Source organism: Rhodoferax sp. (genome assembly GCF_034520025.1).
Classification (GTDB): Bacteria; Pseudomonadota; Gammaproteobacteria; order Burkholderiales; family Burkholderiaceae_C; genus Allorhodoferax.
Genome location: NZ_JAXHNZ010000002.1, coordinates 267575 through 283542, shown reverse-complemented (window position 1 = coordinate 283542; position 15968 = coordinate 267575). Strand labels below are relative to the sequence as shown.

Below are 15968 nucleotides of genomic sequence, written 5' to 3'. Positions count from 1 at the left end.
CTCATATAAATAAACTTTGAACATGCAGAAACTCATACATCACGCACCGAGCCTTGGAGAACCAAATGCGGCAAAGATGGGGGGGTTTTCCTTAATTGAGATTCTGATTTCAGTCGTGGTTTTGTCCTTCGGACTATTGGGAGCTGTGGGACTGCAAGCCTCGGCGCTGCAATCAAATAGGGAGGCTCGCATCCAATCATCCGCGCTTGCCCTAGCGAGAGAACTGGCAGAAATGATTCGAGGCAACAAAGACGTTGCCTTACTTACTGCGAGCAACCCCTTTCATGGCGATTTCAGCACACCGATGACTGCACCCACTCCTTCGTATTGTTTAACGGTCGGGAATTCCATGACTACAGCCGCAACAGAGAGCCCGTGTGGCACTGGAACTCCACTCGAAATCCAAACTAGGATTGCCAATGCATCAATGACCGAATGGCTTGCAAGGGTGGAAGAGGAGTTGCCAGGAGCGCGGGTCGTCGTTTGTGACGATACAGCCCCTTACACCGCTGGCGGCCAACCGCAATGGACTTGCACTGCCGGAACGGGAGCCACCAAAGTCGTAAAAATCGGCTGGACCAAGACATCCACCAATAAAGCCCTGAACGGAGCAAGCGCCATAGAAAGAGCAACTGGTGCAAGCGCGGCAGCGCCCTCCGTGGTGCTCGCCCTAACGCCGGGGAACAGTCTGTGACGAGCGACACACTCACAAACAAACAGCAGGGCTTGACACTGATCGAGCTTTTGGTGGCGTTAGTCATCAGCTCGGTGATCGCACTCGCTGCCTTCTCCGCCATTGTGGTGAGCCGTCAAGGTTTTGCGACAGTAGACGCCGCCTCGCAACTCAGAGATAACGCGCGTTTTGCTACCGACATCATCCAAAGGCTTGCGCTGCAGACCGGATATCAGGATGTCATATACGCAGCGACGACAAGACCTGCCTCAAGCACGGAACCGGCCAATGTCTCAGGTTTTACAAATGGCACACCCAGTATTTCGGGAATACTCGTCACATCCACAGCAAAGGCAGCGAGCGCCGTCGGCTACGGAAGCGATGTGCTCGTTTTGCGCTACCAGGCACCAGAAACCTATCCGGGCTCTGGCAGGGTGGACAAAGGGATCATCGATTGCATGGGGAGATCGAAAACCAACGACACAGCCATCCCCATAGACCGGGACGACCGACTACTCAGCGTCTTGTATGTAGCAGAGAGCCGCGGCCAACCGGCCCTCATGTGTCGAACCGGCACCGCCGCTGGTCAACCACTTGTCGAAGGCGTTGAAAACTTCCAAGTGCTCTACGGCATTGATGGCGATAACGACTCCGTAACAGACCGGTACATGCGGGCAGACCAGTTGATTGTTTCCGGCAATGATGTGGCTACCAAAGCCAACTGGGACATGGTGAGGAGCATAAAAATTGGGCTGATCTTGCGCAGCAGCGTTGGCGCAACTCAAGAATCAGCGTCACAAACCCTCTACCCTTTTGGTAACGCCAGATCATCGGCCAGTGCAACGATGGGCTCGGCATTTGCAAATGCGACCAATGACCCAGGCACCGTTGTCAGCGCGCCAGCGGACAGGCGCTTACGCCTCCAAACGAGTTTCACGATCCACCTTCGAAACGAGCAAAACCTGTGAGCACCCATTTCTTCCGTAATCCAGCACAGAGGTCGCTAGCCGGGCAGAAGGGCTCCTCGCTGATCGTAGTGTTGATGATTCTCACCGTCGTGTCTATTGCAGGAATTGCAGGAGTACAAATCTCCATGCTGAGTGAACGTAGCGCCCGCTCAGACCGTGATATGCAAGTCGCTTGGCAGTCCGCTGAAGCAGCGTTGGTCGACGCTGAGAACGATATCTTCGGCCCGGGCACATCAACGCGGCGTGCACTTTTTAACGACCCGAAAAATATCTCTGACTTTGTAGACGGGTGTGGCTCCACGGCCAACTCTGTTGGGCTATGCGCCATGGTAAGTTCTGGGAAGCCCGCGTGGCTAACCGTCGACTTCGAGGCCACTACCAGCGCCCGGACAACCGAGTACGGCCAATACACACTCAGGACCTTGCAAACCGGCAGTGGGATTCAACCCTTCCGAAGCCCGCGATACGTCATTGAGCCGATCAGGGACCCAGCAGACCGCGACCTGAGCAACCCTACCCCCGCGCACATTTACCGGGTAACAGCGATGGGCTTTGGACCGCGCCTAGAGGCCCAAGCCGTACTCCAAATGATTTACCGGAAATAACCGGAGACCCCTGATGCAACTGAATCTCTCACATATTCCACGTCTTCTGAAGACTAAAGCTAGCCTCGTTGCGGGTGCTGTGCTCCTGTTAGGAGGCATTGGGTTAGCGTTTTTTGCAAATAGCCAACTTGCACCACCAAGTATTCCCGCAGTGAATTTGGCGGCAGACCCGCTGTATGCACCACCCGCAAGCGATAAGCCAGCAATTGCACTCTCGTTGTCTGTGGAGTTCCCAACGGTAGGATCGCAGTACCCCTCTGGTTCCGGCACAGACAACAATTACTCCAACACGACGGAGTACCTAGGTTACTACGACGCTGAGAGTTGCTACACCTACAACAATGCCCCAACCGAAACGCTCAGCGGCACGGAAACAATCTCTGATTACAAGCGCTTTGATCGCACGGGAGCAGCTGTATCAAGAATGTGTACCGACGCATTCAGTGGCAACTTTTTGAACTGGGCTTCCAGCTCAGCGATTGACATGTTGCGCCTCGCACTGTCGGGTGGTGACCGCTACATTGATACTGATTCGCTAACCTTGCTGCAGCGCGCGTTTATTCCAAATGGAAACCCTACTTGCATGTGGAACAACAGCAACTTTCCGGCGAAACAATTGTCGAGAGATGGGGGCGGTTCCGGTAGGTATTGGGGCGCAGTACCCAATCTGCTGATTACCCAAGCCGGCACCAGTGACATCTGGGTGGCAAACACGTTGAACCGGATCTATTTCGGCACATCCAGAGCCGGTAGCTGCACTGACACCACGGCCTACACGCTCGGCGTTGCGGTTACTGCACCCGCTTTTGGGCCGGTGGTGACCTACCCTGCTATTGATCGCCCGACAACGGGCATGACGGAATGTGCAAACGAAAACGGCTTTTGCACCTTTAACGGCAGCAAAGAAGTTTGGTACGGTGCCCTTCGCAAATGGGCGGTAGCACCGGTCACCAGCACCACGGGGGTTGCCTGCAAAAACGCCACGTTTGGAGACCCGATTTCTGGAACGGTCAAAAAATGCTTTTACCGGGACGCTACACCTCCCACAGGCACTGCAGGACTCAACAGCGATGGCTTTTTTTACGCCCGCGTAAATGTCTGCACTAGCACGGCAGGCACTCTGACGGATGTCCGAGACTACAACCTTTGCAAACAATACCCCAACGGTAAGTACAAGCCCACTGGCGTGATCCAAAAATACAGCGATGCCTTGCGACTGGCCGCCTTTGGTTATGCATTAGATCAAACTGCTAGTTACAGCTCAGGCAGGTACGGTGGTGTATTGCGTGCGCCCATGAAATACGTCGGCAACCGCACCTTTAACGAGACCGGCCAAGAAAACACCCCCGCGACTGGTAATCCCAATATCGAGTGGGATCAAACCACCGGCGTGCTGCGTGCCAACCCCGATGGGGACACCACCTACAACATCTCTGGCGTTATCAACTACCTCAACAAGTTTGGACGCACTGGAACACCCGGAGTTTATAAGCGATATGACCCTGTGGGAGAACTGCACTACGAGACCTTGCGGTACTTGCAAGGCTTGGGGCCATCTTCTGCGGCAATCGCGTCCTTGGATGCCGCCATGCACGACGGTTTCCCCATATACACCACTTGGGCAGACCCCTATGGCGGCTCACGCACTCCGACGGCAGACTACTCGTGCACCAAAGCGAATATTGTGGTGATTGGGGATGTCAATACCCATGACGGTAACCGCTTGCCGACAGCAGATGCAGCCAACAACATTCCCAATATCAATGCTTGGCGAACGATCGTTCAAAAATTCGAGAAAAACGAAGTAGTGAACTACACCGATGGCCAAGGTGTGACTCGGACGACCGGCAACCCCAATGGCGCTAACAACAGCGTCCCCACCGGCTTGCGCACCTCCCAAATCATGGGCACTGCTTATTGGGCGAGAACACAAGACATCCGTGGAAGCGGCTGGACCAACGCTCCCAGCAAACAGCGCCCGGGCTTGCGGGTACGCACCTTCACATTTGACGTGAACGAAGGTGGTTCGAGTGGCGGCACCTCTGGCGAGACGACGGGGCAAACCAACTACCGGCGATTCGCCAACCAGTTTTTCATGGCAGCGAAATACGGTGGCTTTGAAACAGACCCGTCGAATCCGGAAGGCAGCCCCTACAACACTTACGGTAACCCGTTCAAAGACAAAGACGGAAACACCAACAACAATGTGTGGCAAGACACCGTGCGGCCCGCAGGGGAGGCAAATTCATACTATCTGCAGAGTAGCGCGCGGGGTATTTTGACGGCATTTGATGAAATCTTCTCCCGAGCGTCTACCCAAGCGCGGAGCATTGCCGGTGCCGCCCTACAGAACAAAAACCTTACCAGCTCGGGCACGGCGTTCTATCAAGGTGCGTTCGACACTTCAAACTGGACGGGTGACGTTATTGCAACCCCACTCACCCTCAACACCTCTAATGAGTTAGTCATAGGCGCCACAGCGACATGGTCTGCAGCTGCTCGGCTTACGGCTATGGCAAACCCTGCAACCGCGCGCAATATCGTGGTCGGTCGCGCAAGCACCAACCCCAACCCAGTCGCTACCGACTTCAAATGGGACGATATTGATGCTGATTTGAGGGTTCATTTGGGCAAGCTGACACCGTCATCTGCCGAGGACACACTAGGCTCGGACCGCCTGAGCTATCTGCGTGGATCTCCCGCGCGGGACGGCACCACCTTCCGTCAGCGAACAGGCAAGCTGCTCGGTGATATTGTGAATTCGGGCGTGGTGTATTCGGGTGCCCCCACGACCAGCGTTGCTGGCGACGCAAGCTACTCACTTTTTGCTACAGCAAACGCCGCACGCACCGCTGCGGTTTATGTGGGTGCCAACGATGGCATGTTGCACGCATTCAACGCCGCCACTGGCGATGAATTGTTTGGCTACATTCCGAGTTGGATGGGCCCCAAGCTAGCCGCCCTCACCGCGCCTACCTACGCCGCCAATCACCAAGCCTATGTGGACGCGACACCCGTAGTCGGCGAGGTCAAGATTGCCAACACCACGCTCGCCGTTGCTAGTGATTGGAAAACCGTTTTGGTCGGTGGCACGGGCGCGGGTGGGCGTGGCGTTTACGCATTAGACGTGACTGACCCTTCAAGCTTCAGTGCCAGCAAAGTGTTGTGGGAGTTCAACCAAAAGCATGACGCCGATATGGGCTTTGTTATTGGTGCTCCCAAACTCGTCAAAATGCGAACCAGCGCACCTAGCGCAACGACACCTGTCTACCGGTGGTTTGCTGCGGTAGCGAGTGGGGTCAACAACTATGTGAATGACGGCGAGGGTATTTTCAGCGCCACCGGTGCACCGACCATTTTCTTGCTTGCATTGGATAAACCCGCAGGCACGGCTTGGACAGCTACCGGTAGTGAACCCAATTACTACAAAATCGCGTTGCCTTTCAATGCCACAACCTCGCTAACAAATCCAACGGGTGTCGTTAATTTTCAAACAATTATTGGGCCTAACCGTGAAGTGACCCAGTTGTATGCCGGCGACCTGCACGGCAATCTTTGGAAGCTCGACTTCTCACTACTCGGCAGCACCGACTGGAACATCAATAAGCTCTCGTACTTTAAGACTGGGTCAGGGGTCTCAATAGCACCTTACCCTCTGTACATTGCCAAGAGTGCATCTGGGGCCATCCAGCCAATTACGATGGCACCAGCCTTGTCAGCAGCAGCGGTTGTTTCGAGCACAACCGACATCGTCGTATCTTTTGGTACCGGTAAATTTATGGAGTCGGGCGACAAAAACAGCACTGCACCGCAGAGTTTTTATTCGATCTATGACAACAATTCTCGGGTCGCAGATACTTCGGGCCCTGTAGTACCCCCAGCTATTTCAGGACGCGGAAGGCTCGTACAGGGCGTAACTCGCATAACACCGGCGATAGGGACAACTCCAGAGAAAAGGGAAGTTTTGGTATCTGCCTTCAAGTGGGGGCGCCCATCGAGTGACGCAGACACCACCACGCGGGCGGGATATTACTTTGACTTCCCGTCATCTGGTGAAAAAGCCGTTAGCAACCCCAAGATCATTGGCAACAATCTAGCCTTCAACACCTTGATACCTGCTGCACCGGGTAGTACCGGCGGCTGTACAGCGGCGGGCGGTAGTGGCAGGACCTATGACCTTGACTTGGACAGCGGTAACGGAACTTTCAGGACTTCCACGGTGGGCTTACTCGGTGAGTCATTGATCGTGCAAATTCCCAGTGCAACCACTTACACCAAGAGCCGGACCACCGGGCGAAGGACCAAGACTGAATATTCTGACCGCGTAGACACCGGCTCAGGCGCGGCCACCAAAGGGAGCAGAATCGGGGTCACCACGGTTTCAGGACGATTGAGTTGGCGCCAGGTCAACAATTACCAGGATCTCAAAAACAACTAGCCACATGCCATACAGAAAACACTCCAAAGGCTTCACCTTGATCGAGGTGATGATCACGGTTGCCATCGTTGGCATACTTGCCGCCATCGCGCTCCCTTCGTACAACTCAGCAGTCTTGAAGGGAAGGCGTGCGCAGGCCCGGACAGACTTGGTGTCGTTGCTCCAACAACAAGAGCGCTTTGCCACCCAAAGAAATACCTATCAGGACTTCACCAACACCGGTGGTACTACCAGCCCTGCCTCGGTGCCTTTTAAAACTTTTTCCGGAGATGCTCCAGCCTCCGGCCATTACTGGCTTTCAGCAGGCACTTGCAACGCGACACTGACCATCAAGGAGTGTGTGCGCGTAACCGCGACTCCGAAAGTCGCGGACCCCGAGGTTGGAAACCTGTCCATTACCAGTAATGGCGAAAAAGCTTGTACTGGAACGGCGAGCACCTCGAACTTCCGGCTTTGCTGGCCATGAAAATCTTCAAACGGCCCTCGCGCGGATTCACACTGATCGAACTCTTGGTCACGCTCACGATTGCGGCGACTTTAGCGGCTGTGGCGGTTCCTTCGGTGCAATCGTTCCTTCGCAACAACGAACTGACCGCTGCTAGCTCCACGCTGCTGACTGCCATTAATACCGCGCGCATGGAAGCCATAAAAAGCGGACAGAGCACCATGCTGGAGCCCGTGGACAGCGCGGGCTCGTGGTCGCAAGGCTGGATCGTATTTGTAGATAAGAACCGTAATCAAACCTACACCAGTGGCACAGACACATTAATCACCCAACACCCGGCGGTCTCATCGTATTTCACGGTTGTTGGAAACAATACAGCCACCGGGACTACTCCCTACATCCTTTTTGATGCTTCAGGTTACGCAAAAACCAAGGCAAATGCATTCGGCGGATTGACACTGAATGTTCAGCGCAATGATGTGTCCGGCGCAGAGCAGCTTGCACAAACACGGCGGGTGATCATTGCCAACACCGGGCGCGCAAGGGTGTGTAAACCACAATCCGATACAGATGCCAATTGCAAGGCTTCGGATACTGCATCAGACACACAGTGAACGATAGCTGTTTGCGCAATGCATTGGTACAAGCCCAATCGGCGACCTATCTCACCAACCCGAACCCCAGAGTTGGTTGCCTTATTGCCAATGGTTCAGGGCATGTGATCGGCCAAGGCCACACCCAGCGCGCAGGCGGCCCCCACGCCGAAGTTATGGCCTTGCGCGACGCGGCTGAAAAAGGCCACTCCGTCGAAGGCGCCACCGCCTACGTCACCCTAGAGCCCTGCTCCCACCATGGCCGCACTGGCCCCTGTTGCGATGCGCTGATACAGGCGGGTGTCAAGAAAGTGGTGGCTACCAACCTGGACCCCAATCCCTTAGTGGCGGGTAACGGCTTTGCCAGGCTGCGCGCGGCGGGTGTTGAGGTCGAAGTGCTTGCACCTGACCACCCGCTGGCAGTTCAATCCCGCGAGCTCAACATCGGGTTTTTCAGCCGCATGATCCGCAAGACCCCCTGGGTACGCATGAAGGTGGCTGCGTCGTTGGATGGCACTACCGCGCTCGACAATGGCGCCAGCCAATGGATCACCGGGCCTGATGCGCGGGCGGACGGCCATGCATGGCGCGCCCGGTCGTGCGCCATACTCACCGGCATAGGTACCGTGCTGGCAGACCGGCCCCGATTGGATGTACGCTTGGTGGACACCCCGCGCCAGCCACATCTGGTAGTGGTGGACAGCCACCTCGACACCCCGCCGGACGCCCCTTTTTTTATAGCGGGTCGCGCAGTATTTATCTACACCAACGGCCAAAATGCTTCTAAAAGAGCGGCTTTAGAGCAGGCCGGCGCAACGATCGTGGATATGCCGGAGCGCAACTCCCAAGGCGCGCTCACAGGCAAAGTCGACTTAGCGGCCATGATGCTTGACCTCGGCCGTCGCGAGATCAATGAACTCCATGTAGAGGCTGGCTTCAAACTGAACGGCTCGCTGGTCCGCGCTGGTTTGGTGGACGAATTCGTGATGTACTTCGCGCCCAAACTGCTGGGCCAGGGTGCTGGAATGTTCCATATCGGGCCACTCAAGGAGTTGGGTCAGGGTGTAGAACTGGAGTTCAAGTCCACTGATATGGTGGGTCCGGACTTGCGCATAGTCGCGCGGGTGTTGGGCCGCGACCGCTTCTAGGGTTTTGCGGGCGGGGCCACGTCTGCCCTGCCCTTTACCTGACAAAATGCAACTATGTTTACAGGCATCATCACCGGCGTAGGCCGCATTTCCGCCGTCCAGGCTCTGGGCGATTCCTCCACCCACGGCAAGCGCCTCACTATCCAAGCCCCAGCTGGCTATTTGGACGATGTGGGATTGGGCGACAGCATTGCACTCAACGGCGCCTGCATGACCGTCACCACCTTTGATGTGGCGGCGTGTCAGTTCACCATCGATATTTCCGCCGAGTCGCTGGACAAAACAGCTGGCTTGGACGGCACAGGCACTATCAACCTCGAAAAAGCGCTGCGTGCCAACGACCGCTTGGGCGGCCATATCGTGTCGGGCCATGTGGATGGCATCGGCAGCATCAGCCATTTTGCTCAGGTCGGTGAGAGCTGGGAGCTACGGGTGTTAGCACCGCGCGCCATGGCCAAGTACCTGGCTTACAAAGGCTCCATCACGATCAATGGGGTGAGCTTGACGGTCAACCGCGTGGCGGATGTGGCAGACGGCTGCGAGATCAGCATCAACCTGATTCCTCACACCGTACAGAACACCGCGCTAGGCACCCTCGTTCAGGGCAGCGCAGTGAATCTCGAAATCGACACCGTCGCGCGCTATGTGGAGCGCATGATGTCTGCGCCCGTGGTTTAAAACGTCCGCGTTTTACTCAAACGACAACGTTTTGACGCCAGTGGCAGTGCCCAGCAAGCACACCTGCGCGCGCTGGTAAGCAAACACACCCACCGTCACCACGCCGGGCCATTGGCTGACTTCCGCCTCAAACACCAGCGGGTCGGTAATTTGCAGGCCCGTCACATCCACGATGTACTGGCCGTTGTCAGTCACTAGGGGTTTGCCGTCTTTCAGGCGGATGGCGCCCTTGCCGCCTTTGGAAGCAAACTGGGCGATGACGCGCTGCGTTGCCATGGGGATCACTTCCACCGGCAGTGGAAACTTACCCAGCGTTTGCACTAGCTTGGATTCGTCTGCAATGCACACGAACTTGGCACTTTGGGCGGCCACGATCTTTTCGCGCGTTAGTGCGGCGCCGCCGCCCTTGACCATGTTGCCGGCGCCATCGATCTCGTCGGCACCGTCGATGTAAACGGAAAGTTTGTCCACCTCGTTGCTGTCAAACACCTTGATACCCAACGCCTGCAGTCGCTCGGTGCTGGCCACGGAGCTGGAGACGGCGCCCTTGATCTGGTCCTTGATGGTGGCCAGCGCATCGATGAACTTGTTGACGGTGGAGCCGGTGCCCACACCCACGATCTCACCGGGCACCACGTACTGCAGAGCGGCTTGGCCGACCAGGGTTTTGAGTTCGTCTTGGGTCAGTGCGGGCGTAGGAGAGGTGGTCATGGGGGACAATCCGGGGAGTTGAAATCTGAAAGCAGGAATTATCCGATGTCTCTGGTGCCCTACGCCCTCGCCCGCCGCGTTTTGTTCAATCTGGACCCCGAAGTCGCCCACGACATCACCATGGCTGGCCTTGCTGCCAGCCAAGGCAACCCTCTCAAGCTGGCCTACTGCAACAGCCGGGTGGACGACCCTGTCACCATCGCCGGCTTGCGGTTTCCCAACCGCGTAGGCATGGCCGCCGGTCTCGACAAAAACGCCCGCTGTATTGACGGCTTGGGTGCCTTGGGCTTTGGCTTTGTGGAAGTCGGCACCGTCACCCCGCTGGCCCAGCCGGGTAACCCCAAGCCCCGCATGTTCCGCCTGCCCGAGGCCAACGCGCTCATTAACCGCCTGGGCTTTAACAACCATGGCTTGGATGCCTTCATTGCGAATGTGCAGCGTTCTGCCCTGCGCCAGAGCAAAAATCCGTCGCTGCTGCTGGGCCTGAACATCGGTAAAAACGCGGCCACCCCGATCGAAAAGGCCACCGACGACTATCTTGTTTGCCTCGACGGTGTGTACCCGCATGCCGACTACATCACCGTCAACATCTCCAGCCCCAACACCAAGAACCTGCGCAGCCTGCAAAGCGACGAGGCGCTGGATGCCCTGCTGGGCGCCATTGCCGAACGCCGCGAGCAACTGGCCCAAAAACACGGCCAGCGCAAACCTATCTTCCTGAAGATTGCCCCGGATCTGGAAGCAGACCAAGTCGCCGTTATTGCGGCCACGCTCCAACGCTATGGCACCGACAGCAGTGGCAAGGTCAACAACGCCTGGGGTGTGATCGGCACCAATACCACCTTGTCACGCGAAGCCGTCAAGGGCATGCCACACTGCGACGAGGCAGGCGGCCTCTCAGGCACACCGGTGCTGGAGAAAAGCAATGCGGTCATTGGCCAACTGCGTGCAGCGCTGGGCAAAGACTTCCCCATCATCGGGGTGGGCGGCATCATGAGTGCGGCCGATGCGGTCAGCAAAATCAAAGCGGGTGCGGATGCGGTGCAGATCTACACCGGCTTGATTTACTCGGGCCCCCAGCTGGTGAAAGACGCAGCAGTGGCCATCAAAAACTTAAAGAAATAGGCTGCCAGCCCACATTCCGCGTGCGCTGGCAGCTATATTTTTCATAGCAAATCAAGGCTCCACGGCCAAGCCCAAGACCCTGGCTCCATCCCCAATAGTGCCGATAAAGGTGCCCTTGCCTGTCTGCAAATTCACGCTGTACAAGCGTGTGGTGGCGTGCGACTTCAGGCGCACTGCCGCAAACGCAGCACCGCTGACATCGGCAATATCCATGCTCACATCCGACATGTCGGTCACGCCCAAGGCCCCTACGCTGTACAGCTGGCCGGTGTTGAACGACACCACGGGCTGCACGCCTTCTGCGGTACCCATGGTGACCAGGAACCCACCGTTGCGGTCGATCGCAAAGTTAGTAGTGAGCTTGTCGTCTTTTTTGTTGTAGGTGTAGGCCGCAGCGGCCACCTCTGGCTTCACACCGGCACGCCGGTCGCCTGCGGCATAGAAGGGTGCCGGGTCTGTGGCAGCCAGGGCACCGGTGTCGGGGTGCAGCCGCACATTCTGGCCACTGGTGCTCATGACCCGCACACGGTCGGCCACCGGGTTGAAATCCATGCCGATGGCGTCGCCCTGCAAAGCCACCGCTGGCGCTGCACCCACCGGCTTCAGCACGCCGGTCGCGGTATCCACGGTGTAGAGCCGGCCAGACTTGGCCAAGGCGAACAGCACCCCTTTGGCGATGCGGTAATCAATACCAACCAGGGTGTCGCCCGCGGCCAGCCCGGAAAGCTGCACCCGCTTCAAGACTTTGGTGGGCTGGCCGGCATTGAGCGTCAAGAGCTCTAGCTTGTCGGTCACCACTTGCAAGGTTTCTTTGCTCGGCGTGCCAGCACCTTCTTGCATTGCGGTGCATCCGCTCAAGGCCAGGGCGATAGCCGCGCTACCAGCTAGCGCGCCGCGGCGCAGTGTGGGTGATACTTTCATGAGAGGGGTCCTTTCTGGGGGTGGAAAGAGCCTTAGCCGGCGCAATAGCGCCGTGGCTCAGGTTGCGTGAATCAGCCCGACCACATGGTCGGCGATTGCCAGTGCACTCGTCAAGCCCGGGGATTCGATACCGAACAAATTGATCCAGCCGGGCACGCCGTGTGCCTGGGCAGTCTGGATCAAAAAGTCTGCAGCGGGCTCGCCGGGACCGGAGATCTTGGGTCGCATGCCGGCATAAGCGGGCTGGAGGGCGCCATCGGGCAAAGCGGGCCAATAACTGCGGATCGCCTGGTAAAACGCTTCGCCTCTGCCGGGCTCCACGTCCAAATCCGCAGGATCATCCACCCACTGGACATCCGGCCCAAAGCGAGCTTGCCCGCCGAGGTCCAGAGTCAGGTGCACACCCAAGCCCGCTGCCTCCGGCATCGGGTACACCAGATGGGTGAAGGGGCTGCGCCCTGCCAAGGTGAAATAGTTGCCTTTGGCGTAGCGCGCTTGTGGGATGGTGTCGACCCCCATTCCTTTGCAGTGGCGAGCCACCTCACAAGCTTGCAAACCCGCTGCGTTGATGACCAGCGCAGCTTGCAACTCCGTGCCATCACTTGCTACTAAATTTATAGCGCCATGTGCATATTCCGCGAGAGCCAAGGGCGAATTCAATGCTACAACACCGCCTGCCGCCTGCAGATCACCCCATAAAGACACCATCAGCGCGTGGCTATCCAGAATACCAGTGCTGGGTGACCACAAGGCACCCGCACAGTGGAGATGAGGCTCCATCGCGCTTACCTGTGCAGCACTCAAAAACTCAAGGTCGAGTACGCCGTTGGCAACTGCCTGCCGATGCAGGCTCTCGAGCTGCAGCATCTGCTCCGGCCGGGTCGCCACCATCAACTAGCCACACCGCTGGAAAGGTAACTGCCGCTCTTCGAGATAGTGGTACAGCTGCTGATTGCCTTGGACACACAGGCGTGCCTTGAGCGAGCCACTGGGGTAGTAGATGCCGGCGTGGATCACCTCGCTACTGCGCGAACTGGTCTGGGTGCCTATCGCATCGCAGGCCTCAAGCACCCACACATCCCGCCCCGTTTGGACAATAGCCCGTGCGACTGCCAAGCCTACAACGCCCGCCCCCACCACCACGCAATCTACATGCTCCATCGTTTCAAGGGCTCGCGGGTCGGGTGGCGCGCGACAAATAGGCCTGCGCTTCGGGGGCATCCATACCAAATGTCAAGGCAGCGGTGGCCTCGCCATGAAGCCCAGAGGCATAGCCCTTGACTTCATTGACCATGACAAACTGCATGGCGAACATCGCACCATCGCTGCAGCGCATGTCCATGGCACCCCCGGTAACGCTGGTAAACCTGAGCGATCCGGCGCAGCGGGCGATGCTGCCCGTGCCGGTAGGGCTCATATCGCCCGTGCGGTCGGGCCGCAAACTCACCACGCCCTCCAGGCGCTGCCCTCCGGTTTGCATCAGTGCAGACCTCCGGGTTGTGACAAGGCGCCAGCCTGCATGCTCTGCCAAAGCACACGCGGTCAGCCATGACCCCATCCCGAGGGTGGCAAGCACTCGACAAATGCGCATCAGCTGGGGCCACAGGGCACATTGCATCGTGATTCCTTCAGTCCGGCCAACGAAGAGCCGGTGTACTATCTTGGCGCCGCAGTGCGGTTCTGACCCCGACAAAAGCGCGGATCTGACGGGGCATTTCCAGCGCCGCGCGCCCCCTTGCGAAGGAGACCTTTTCTTGAAGCCTGCTCATCCATCTGCTCATTCCGCCGCGACTGCCGTGGCTCCTGCTTTTGCTCGGCGGCCCTGGTTTAAAGCAATTACCGGAACATTGGCTGTCCTCTCCGTGCTGGTGGCGGTGTATCTGGTGGGCCCACGTAACGAATTCGGCGCGCCGACGGCGACACCGCGCGCCCAAGCACCCCAGGACCTGGCCGCTCTGGATGACTGGCTAGCCTCACAAGAAGCCAGCGTGCCCGGCATCAAGTCCGGCAACGCCAAAGGCATCGTTTGGGCAAAGAACCCGGGGCAAAAAACACCGTGGGCGGTGGTCTACCTGCACGGCTTCTCTGCCAGCAGGCTGGAGACCGCCCCCCTCACCGGGCAAGTGGCGCAGGGTCTGGGCGCCAATGTGTTTTACACCCGTCTGACAGGCCATGGCCTACCCGGCCCTGCCATGGGAGACGCGAAGGTGCAAGACTGGCTGGCAGACGCCCAAGAAGCGCTGAATATCGGGCGTCAGTTGGGCGAGCGGGTGTTGGTCATCAGCTGCTCTACCGGTGCAACGCTGGCGACCTGGCTTGAAGTCAACGGCCCCAAAACCAGTGTGGCGGGACATGTGTTTGTCTCGCCCAACTTCGGGCCCAAGGATGAGCGCGCTGATCTGATCAACGGCCCATGGGGCCACCAGGCCGCTTTTGCCTTGCTCGGCCAGGAGCGCGCCCACACACCCGCCAGCAATGCTGAGAGCCAAGCCTGGACCAGCAGCTACCCTACCCGCAGCTTGTTTCCCATGATGGCACTGGTCAAAGCGACCCGCGAGAGGACGCTGGAGCGCTTCTCAGCGCCGGTCATGATGCTGTACAGCGTCGACGACAAAACGGTAGAGCCCCGCCTCTCTCAAGCCGCATTGGACCGCTTCAGCTCAACCAACAAACACCTGGTAAAAGTCGACTACAGCGAAGCCAAAGGTCAGCATGTGCTGGCAGGCGAAATCCGGGCTCCCGCAGCCACCGCGCCTATGGCGCAAAGCATTCTTCAATGGGTCGCCACACTCGGCCCGCTTGCACCATGACACCTGACATGACAGCCAAGCCCCCTTCCACCGGCGATAAGCCGGAGGTTTTGCGCCTGCCGCTGCGCCAATTGGGCTTGCGTTCCGGCATGGCGCTGCAGACTCGGCGCTTGGTAGAGGGCACCAGCAAAACAGAGGCCCAGTTTTTTGGTGCGATCGAGGGCAAGGGCGTGATGGTCGGACCCGCCAACTCGGATGCGGTGCAAACCGGGCTGACCACTGGCGAGGTTTGTATCGTGCGTGGCTTCACGGGCCAGTACGAGTTCTCTTTCATCAGCAAAGTCCTGCAGACTTTTGAGGCGCCCTTTGCCTACGCGCTGCTGGCATACCCTGGCCAAGTCGATGCCACACGGGTGCGCCAGTCCATGCGAACCAAAGTCGCCTGGCCTGCGGAGGTTCGTACAGCGCCGGAGGCTGCATTCCGCCCTGTCACCCTGGCGGATTTGAGTCCTTATGGCGCCATGGTTCTGAGCGCGGAGGCTTTGGGCAGTGTGGGCGACACCATTGCCTGGAAGCTGGAGGCCGAGACGGCGTCCACGCTCATCCAGCTGGAGCTGCTCGCCAAAATATGCCATCACAGCCGCCCTACGGGCCTCGACCATTGGATTGTGGGATTGGCGTTTCAGCAACTCAGCGCCGAGGACATCGTGCGACTGCACTACCTGGTGAACACCGGGGCTTAGCCACAACGCGTCACAGACGCTGCCCAGACAAACAAAAAAGCCTTCCAAGCGGACTTGGAAGGCTTTTTATCTGGTGGGCGATGCAAGTTTCGAACTTGCGACCCCTGCAGTGTGAATGCAGTGCTCTACCCCTGAGCTAATCGCCCTTGAAACTGTGATCTTGTATCAAG

The 15968-nt window shown here is 58.0% G+C and carries 14 protein-coding genes, 1 tRNA gene and 1 pseudogene; 11 read left to right on the top strand and 5 right to left on the bottom strand.

The window, feature by feature from the left end; genetic code table 11:
* Positions 1–22: 22 nt before the first annotated feature.
* Genes pilV through U5L73_RS09605 form a run of 8 tightly spaced genes read left to right on the top strand, consistent with a single transcriptional unit; the run spans position 23 to position 9548 of the window.
* Entirely contained in the window at positions 23–694 is a 672-nt protein-coding gene (gene pilV / locus U5L73_RS09640; protein WP_322562159.1) for a type IV pilus modification protein PilV, read from the top strand.
* Complete coding sequence (locus tag U5L73_RS09635; protein ID WP_322562158.1) at positions 691–1641, top strand: PilW family protein; 951 nt, start codon at positions 691–693, stop codon at positions 1639–1641. The genes pilV and U5L73_RS09635 overlap by 4 nt, the downstream gene beginning before the upstream one ends.
* Entirely contained in the window at positions 1638–2246 is a 609-nt protein-coding gene (locus U5L73_RS09630) for a pilus assembly PilX family protein (RefSeq protein ID WP_322562157.1), read from the top strand. Before U5L73_RS09635 ends, U5L73_RS09630 begins: the two co-directional genes overlap by 4 nt.
* Positions 2247–2259: 13 nt before the next feature.
* Positions 2260–6684: a pilus assembly protein gene (locus U5L73_RS09625; RefSeq protein ID WP_322562156.1), complete on the top strand. Its 4425-nt coding sequence runs from the start codon at positions 2260–2262 to the stop codon at positions 6682–6684.
* 4 nt (positions 6685–6688) lie between these two features.
* Positions 6689–7150: a type IV pilin protein gene (locus U5L73_RS09620; protein ID WP_322562155.1), complete on the top strand. Its 462-nt coding sequence runs from the start codon at positions 6689–6691 to the stop codon at positions 7148–7150.
* Positions 7147–7743, top strand: coding sequence for a GspH/FimT family pseudopilin (locus U5L73_RS09615; protein ID WP_322562154.1), 597 nt, complete (start codon positions 7147–7149; stop codon positions 7741–7743). Before U5L73_RS09620 ends, U5L73_RS09615 begins: the two co-directional genes overlap by 4 nt.
* Entirely contained in the window at positions 7740–8870 is a 1131-nt protein-coding gene (gene ribD, locus U5L73_RS09610; protein ID WP_322562153.1) for a bifunctional diaminohydroxyphosphoribosylaminopyrimidine deaminase/5-amino-6-(5-phosphoribosylamino)uracil reductase RibD, read from the top strand. The genes U5L73_RS09615 and ribD overlap by 4 nt, the downstream gene beginning before the upstream one ends.
* Before the next feature lie 54 nt (positions 8871–8924).
* On the top strand, positions 8925–9548 hold the full coding sequence (locus U5L73_RS09605) for a riboflavin synthase (RefSeq protein ID WP_322562152.1): 624 nt from the start codon (positions 8925–8927) through the stop codon (positions 9546–9548).
* A 12-nt stretch (positions 9549–9560) separates the two neighbouring features.
* Here U5L73_RS09605 and rpiA read toward each other — a convergent pair whose 3' ends face one another.
* On the bottom strand, positions 9561–10259 hold the full coding sequence (rpiA, locus tag U5L73_RS09600; protein ID WP_322562151.1) for a ribose-5-phosphate isomerase RpiA: 699 nt from the start codon (positions 10257–10259) through the stop codon (positions 9561–9563).
* 45 nt (positions 10260–10304) lie between these two features.
* Here rpiA and U5L73_RS09595 point away from each other — a divergent pair, with 45 nt between their 5' ends.
* A complete protein-coding gene (locus U5L73_RS09595; protein WP_322562150.1) occupies positions 10305–11384 on the top strand; it encodes a quinone-dependent dihydroorotate dehydrogenase in 1080 nt (359 codons plus the stop codon).
* 51 nt (positions 11385–11435) lie between these two features.
* Here the strand turns inward: U5L73_RS09595 and U5L73_RS09590 are convergent, their stop codons facing one another.
* The 3 genes and pseudogenes from U5L73_RS09590 to U5L73_RS09580 form a co-directional block, all read right to left on the bottom strand.
* The gene (locus U5L73_RS09590) at positions 11436–12305 is read right to left on the bottom strand and encodes a DUF4394 domain-containing protein (protein ID WP_322562149.1); all 870 of its coding nucleotides are present in this window, start codon (positions 12303–12305) and stop codon (positions 11436–11438) included.
* Between the two features lie 57 nt (positions 12306–12362).
* Positions 12363–13466, bottom strand: a pseudogene (locus U5L73_RS09585) (NAD(P)/FAD-dependent oxidoreductase).
* Positions 13467–13470: 4 nt separating this feature from the next.
* Entirely contained in the window at positions 13471–13785 is a 315-nt protein-coding gene (locus tag U5L73_RS09580) for a hypothetical protein (protein ID WP_322562148.1), read from the bottom strand.
* A gap of 367 nt (positions 13786–14152) precedes the next feature.
* Here U5L73_RS09580 and U5L73_RS09575 point away from each other — a divergent pair, with 367 nt between their 5' ends.
* Together U5L73_RS09575 and U5L73_RS09570 are read left to right on the top strand one after the other, a co-directional pair.
* Positions 14153–15115 carry an alpha/beta hydrolase gene (locus tag U5L73_RS09575; RefSeq protein ID WP_322562147.1) on the top strand — a complete coding sequence of 321 codons (963 nt, stop codon included), beginning with the start codon at positions 14153–14155 and terminating at the stop codon, positions 15113–15115.
* Entirely contained in the window at positions 15112–15798 is a 687-nt protein-coding gene (locus U5L73_RS09570; protein WP_322562146.1) for a PilZ domain-containing protein, read from the top strand. Before U5L73_RS09575 ends, U5L73_RS09570 begins: the two co-directional genes overlap by 4 nt.
* Before the next feature lie 71 nt (positions 15799–15869).
* On the opposite strand, the gene U5L73_RS09565 is transcribed toward U5L73_RS09570, so the two are convergent.
* Positions 15870–15944 (bottom strand) — tRNA-Val (locus U5L73_RS09565).
* Positions 15945–15968 lie beyond the last annotated feature (24 nt).